Raw genomic sequence first — 5,508 nt, 5'->3', positions numbered from 1 at the left:
TGCCCTACATCTATTCCAAGTCCCGAAACGGAAGGATTGATGTTTATTTCACTGAGATATTCGACCAATGTTTTGCCGTAAATGGGATCTACGATCAGGAATTCATCTGCATCCACACCGATGACGATGTCGTATCGCTTTAATAAAGATTTGGCCACTTCTGATAGAAAGCCTAATCGGCGTTTTTCTGCTGAAACCACATGTTCAACAACCCTTTTTTCATGAAATACATTGACACCATCGGCGTTTTTTGGGATTGGCTGATCTTCTCCGTCCAAATAAATATAGAGGTTTTCTTTACCCAATTCCCGGCCATAATAATTGATCCACCTGGTCAAGAAAAAATCATCATTTCTTGCCATGGTAATCACTGCAACCTTCTTGATACTTTTAGCTGTAGGAGTTTGAGGCATATATTTCGAATAGCTTCTAAGCCCTGTAAAGGTACTCCTATTGTTTCTAAAATGAAATTTATTGGAATTTTATACCATTAGGATTTAAGGGAATCGGAGAGTTATAAATTTTTAAAGAGATTGATATCCCTATGATAAAATCAGGAACTTTGATCAGGATTTTCATCTGATTTTCCCAAACTCATTCTGTTCCAATCAATGTTTCTGGTGATGTACATCGTGGTCGCCAATATTATAAACAATCCGATGCTACCCATCAAAAGCGCATAGTCTTCCATCTGCAAAGTCACAAACAGGAACCCAAATGAGCCAAGAAGCACTGTCGCCAAAATGAAGGTATATTTTTTAACCTTGAACAGAGAAAGTGAATAGAGACAAATCATACCCACCACGGCAATAGTAGAAATCAGGTAGGCAATATTGAAACTGACTTGTTCTGATATGGAGACCAACAGGATATAAAAAAGGCAAATTGCAAATCCCACCATGGCATATTGGAAAGGATGGATGTTCTTTTTCCCCAATACTTCCACCAAGAAAAACATCAAAAAGGTCAATCCTATGGTCATCAGTGCATATTTGGCTGACCTTGTAGATTTTTGATAATCCTCCATCGGGGAAAGTAAATCCACGCCAAATGATGCTGATTTCAGGTTTTCAGCATAGGCATTGTTGATCCAGGATTGAGGGAAATTCCTGTTCAGTTCGAGGACTTTCCAATCTGCCGTAAATCCCTCTTCAGTCAGATTCCTGTTGTTGGGCAAAAACTTTCCATCAAATTTTGGGGCGGTCCAAGGAGATTGGATATGTACATCGGTGGTCTTTCCTGTCGGTATAAAGGAAAGATTTTTACTTCCCTTCAGCTTAAGCCGGATAGTAAACGGAATACTGTCCCCCACAATAAGGTCACTTTCTCCCATCAAAATGCTGAATCCCGATGCAATCATCTTGAAGTTTCCAGTGCCGGGATTGACCTGTTTCTTTTCACCATTTATGGTAAAATCCACCTCATCCTCAATTCCCCGGAGATCGGTGACTCCGAATGAAACTTTGGCCTCGGGGGTTTTGAAACCTACAAAATCTTTTTTGTCAAAATCATCCAAAACGACAAAATTTCCCTTTATGACAAGGTCGGAGCGGTAGACAACTCCTTTGTATATCCCTCGCTTCAGGATTTCTGGAAGTACTTTTCCCTCAATTTTCAGTTGGTGGGGAAGGATTTGGTAATCTTCAGTGGTAATGGTTTTTTTCCCGTCTTTTTCAGTTTCATAGACAAGAGGAACAGAGAGAATCGGGCCAAGGATTTCTTGTGATTCGGCCCATTTGGAACCGATTTCCTTGATGGCTTCTTCGTTGAGCAAAGACCTTTCTTCGATGATGGAGACGATAAATGCATTGGGTATCAATAATACCAAGGCCAGAAATCCGATGATCAGTAACTTGAGCGTGACTGAATACTTAAGGGAGAGGAAGGATTTGAGTGTTGAATTTTCCATGATTGTTTTTGAAAGCACTTTGAATTTCAAAGTGAGTGAAGAAATTTTTTTATTTCAATAAGTTTTCAATTGCTTTGAGGTGTCTGAGAAATGCTTCTTTGCCGGTCTCGGTAGCCATGTATTTGGTATTTGGTTTTCGGTCCAAAAATTCTTTCGTAAAGGTGATATACCCTTCTTTTTCCAAAGTTTTGAGGTGGCTCGCCAGGTTTCCGTCTGTGGCGTCAAGGATTTCTTTCAGTGCATTGAAATCCAGGAAATCATTGACCAGCAGTGCTGACATGATTCCAAGCCTGAGCTTGCTTTCAAAAGCTTTGTCCAAATCCTTAAGTATGTCTTTCACGATCCGTAGCGGTAGTGCATGATGATGCCGTACACAATATGCAATAAGCCAAAACCGATTGCCCAAAATAAAAGTCCGAATCCGATGAAATAAGCGGATATAAGTCCCAAAATGATCTCAATGATCCCGAGGCTTCGGATTTCTTGATGGGTATATTTGGAGGCATTGACCAAAGCGAGTCCATAAAAAATAAGGGTCAAAGGGGCGATGATTCCGATAAATCCTCTTGAAAGAAATATAAGACTGAGCAATCCTCCAGAGACCAAAGGAATGGAAAGGTTGACCAGCAATCTTTTGGCTTGGGAATTCCAGATTTTTTGATTGGCCTTTTTGGCTTTTTTTGCGGTAAAAAACAACCCTGCGCCAATAGCTAAGATCAGAATCACTGCTCCCAATCCGATCAATGACCTGACGTCTCCGGAGCTGAGAACTATGATATTGTAACTGAAGTAGTCACTTTTGGTGTAAATGTAATTATAGGCATACCAAGCCCCGGCAAGTGCAATGATTCCGGCAGCAACACCCGACAATCCACTCAGGGAGATAAACTTGGAAGACCTGTCCATGATCTCTTTGATCTGACGGAGGTCTTGGATATATTTTTCTTTTTCCATCTAAAAGTACTTTGTGTTTCAAAGTAAAAGAATTAAACAATACAAACCAAGAGAACAAAAATAAATTCTTGTTGAGCTGATTGGCAAAGGAAAATTTTCTAAAATCGAATCATAGGAACTTAAGCAAAATGATGAATTTTGTACTTAAGGAAAATGTGATACTCATTCGATTTTTTTTATCACCTGAGAAGAAAATGAAAAAAGGAGAAAAAATTTATCAGAATTTTGTTTGGCATAAATGGCAATCATCCAGAAAAACCACATTCAAAATATGGAAAAGTTTAATTTTTTCGATTGGGTTTCTTGTAAAAGTGAAACAAATCAGAATTTAATTTCGAATTTTATGTTTCCTGTTCCGCGGAAAAAATTTTTGATATCAAGACATCGACAAAAATTTTATAACTTGTACTTCTCTTTCTCCTCAAAAACCCATAAGCCCTAGAGTATGGTAAAAGTTTTGTTCATTTGTTTGGGAAATATCTGTAGGTCACCTTTAGCTGAAGGTATTTTCAACAATAAAGTCAAACAACTTGGACTTGAAGGAAAATTCACAAGTGACAGCTGCGGGACTTCAGATTATCATATCGGAGAATTGCCGGACGAAAGGACATTAGCCTGCGCTCAAAACCATGATATCCCTATTTCCCACAGGGCGAGGCAGCTCAACCGTGTAGACATCCGTGAGTTTGATTACCTCATCGCAATGGATATGTCCAATAAGCGGAATATCCAAAATGTCATGACGAGGCACAATATCAAGCATGAGCAATTGTTTTTGTTAAGGGAATTCCATCCTGACCCGGACCATTTGGAGGTCCCGGACCCTTATTATGGTGGGGAAGAAGGTTTTGAACAGGTATACAAGATCATTGATGAATCTCTTGACCATTTTTTGGAAAGGCTCAAAGTAGAACACAAACTCTATGTTTGAGTCCAATGAGGTCTTTGAAAACATTCTTTTTTTAAGCTTTGGACCTTCAGTGCGCTTGAAGCAAGCCGGTCTTATTGCAGCAGGCAATGTCAACCAAGGCGTGTTGTTAGAGACATCGGATGGCCCCTTTTTTTTGAAAACCAATTTTGAGGAAACGAAGGATATTTTCGAAAAAGAAGCAGATGGCTTAGACATCATGCGTGCCAATTGCCCCTTAAAAATCCCCGAAGTTCACCATTTTGGTCAGGAACCGGGTTTCAATTTCATATTGATGGAATGGATCGCTCCGGATAAACCAAATTTCACTTATTGGCAGGAACTAGGTCTTGGCTTGGCACAGATGCATATGGCCACCCAAAATGATTTCGGGTATAAAGCCTCCAACTACATTGCCTCAATACCCCAACAAAACCAACCTGAACATTCTTGGTCTGAATTTTTTATCCAAAATAGACTAGAACCCCTCATCGGGAAGGCGTATTATGAAAGCCTCATTGACTTGGATTTTTTCAAAAAATTTCAGCAGATCTATCCGGTTTTGGAAGATTTTTTCCCAAAAGGAAAACCTGCCCTGCTTCACGGAGACCTTTGGTCCGGTAATATCATGAGAGGGAAAAATGGCGTCCCGGTATTGATAGACCCGGCTGTTTACTTTGGACACCGGGAAGTGGACCTCGCATTTTCAAGGATGTTTGGGCCATTCGAAGAGGAGTTTTATGAAGCCTATGAGACAGTTTTTCCTTTGGAACCGGGATTTATTGAGCGAGTCCCCGTGTACAATCTTTACCCTCTTTTGGTACACCTTCTTCTTTTTGGCAAAAGCTACTTGCCTGCGATAGAAAAAACCGTCAGTAAGTTACTCAGTTAGCGGCTTGACCACAATCTGAAATGTGGAGCGTGTGACTTGTTCTAAAAGCACTTCTTTATCTGACATCAATTCCTCCGTAATCTTGCGATTATGGTTCTTGACTGTGATGAGTTGTAGGGATTCGTTGTACCGGATGTCAAAATCCGAAGCCAATGCTTGGATCAGTTTTTCCATTTTGAAAAGCTGCCTGTCGATCACAATCGAAATGCTGATGGCCGAAGTTTGCAAAAGATTGACCCTGAGTTTGAGTTTTTCGATTTCGGTATAGACCTGATGGATATGTGATTCATTGATAAAAGTGAAGTCCGTCACCCGGAAACTGACCAAAACCTGCTCATCTTTCACGACAATACATGGAACGGTATTCGGTTTTTCTACATGGTGGATTTGGGTTCCAGTTCCGTCAGGGTTCAAAAACGACTTGACAAAAAGTAGAATAGAAAGATTGGCCAAAGGCTTGATGGTCTTGGGGTGAATGACTGATGCGCCGTAATAAGTGAGCTCGGCTGCTTCTTTGTAATCCAATTCCTCAAATTTCACTGTATTGGGAAATCGCTTCGGGTCGGCATTGAGTACACCTTCGACATCTTTCCAAATGGTGACAGATTGGGATTGGAGGCTATGGGCCAAAATCGCCGCGGTAAAGTCCGAACCTTCTCTTCCCAAAGTAGTGGTTTTCCCCTTTTCATCCGAACCGATAAATCCCTGGGTGACGACAGGGAATCTGTCAAGCTTTGCCATCAGGTGTTTTTGACATTGGGCGGCGGTTTTTTCCCATTTGACTTTGGCAAACCTATAGTCGCTGTCAGTAGCAATGATTTCCCGCGCATCTTGCCAAAGACACAG

7 protein-coding genes are annotated in these 5,508 nt (G+C 40.7%); 2 read left to right on the top strand and 5 right to left on the bottom strand.

Features of this window, described 5'->3' with window-relative positions; translation table 11 throughout:
• From ACZFYI_RS14895 to ACZFYI_RS14880, 4 genes are all read right to left on the bottom strand, one after another.
• Window positions 1-413: glycosyltransferase family 2 protein (locus ACZFYI_RS14895; protein WP_462524920.1), on the bottom strand; the 413-nt coding region annotated here is incomplete at its 3' end.
• Between the two features lie 140 nt (window positions 414-553).
• On the bottom strand, window positions 554-1,909 hold the full coding sequence (gene creD, locus ACZFYI_RS14890) for a cell envelope integrity protein CreD (RefSeq protein WP_462524919.1): 1,356 nt from the start codon (window positions 1,907-1,909) through the stop codon (window positions 554-556).
• A gap of 49 nt (window positions 1,910-1,958) precedes the next feature.
• A complete protein-coding gene (locus ACZFYI_RS14885) occupies window positions 1,959-2,249 on the bottom strand; it encodes a winged helix-turn-helix domain-containing protein (protein ID WP_462524918.1) in 291 nt (96 codons plus the stop codon).
• Window positions 2,246-2,863 carry a hypothetical protein gene (locus ACZFYI_RS14880; protein ID WP_462524917.1) on the bottom strand — a complete coding sequence of 206 codons (618 nt, stop codon included), beginning with the start codon at window positions 2,861-2,863 and terminating at the stop codon, window positions 2,246-2,248. The genes ACZFYI_RS14885 and ACZFYI_RS14880 overlap by 4 nt, the downstream gene beginning before the upstream one ends.
• Window positions 2,864-3,308: 445 nt before the next feature.
• On the opposite strand from ACZFYI_RS14880, the gene ACZFYI_RS14875 reads away from it, so the two are divergent.
• Together ACZFYI_RS14875 and ACZFYI_RS14870 are read left to right on the top strand one after the other, a co-directional pair.
• Complete coding sequence (locus tag ACZFYI_RS14875; protein WP_462524916.1) at window positions 3,309-3,794, top strand: low molecular weight protein-tyrosine-phosphatase; 486 nt, start codon at window positions 3,309-3,311, stop codon at window positions 3,792-3,794.
• Window positions 3,787-4,662, top strand: a complete 876-nt coding sequence (locus tag ACZFYI_RS14870; RefSeq protein WP_462524915.1) for a fructosamine kinase family protein — start codon at window positions 3,787-3,789, stop codon at window positions 4,660-4,662. The genes ACZFYI_RS14875 and ACZFYI_RS14870 overlap by 8 nt, the downstream gene beginning before the upstream one ends.
• Here the strand turns inward: ACZFYI_RS14870 and ACZFYI_RS14865 are convergent.
• On the bottom strand, window positions 4,651-5,508 hold an 858-nt coding region (locus ACZFYI_RS14865), incomplete at its 5' end, for an amino acid kinase family protein (protein WP_462524914.1). The two genes, ACZFYI_RS14870 and ACZFYI_RS14865, sit on opposite strands and share 12 nt — an antisense overlap.

This window comes from Aquiflexum sp. (genome assembly GCF_977115555.1).
The sequence above is the reverse complement of the archived record's forward strand: the minus strand, read 5'-3'. Positions and strand labels throughout refer to the sequence as shown.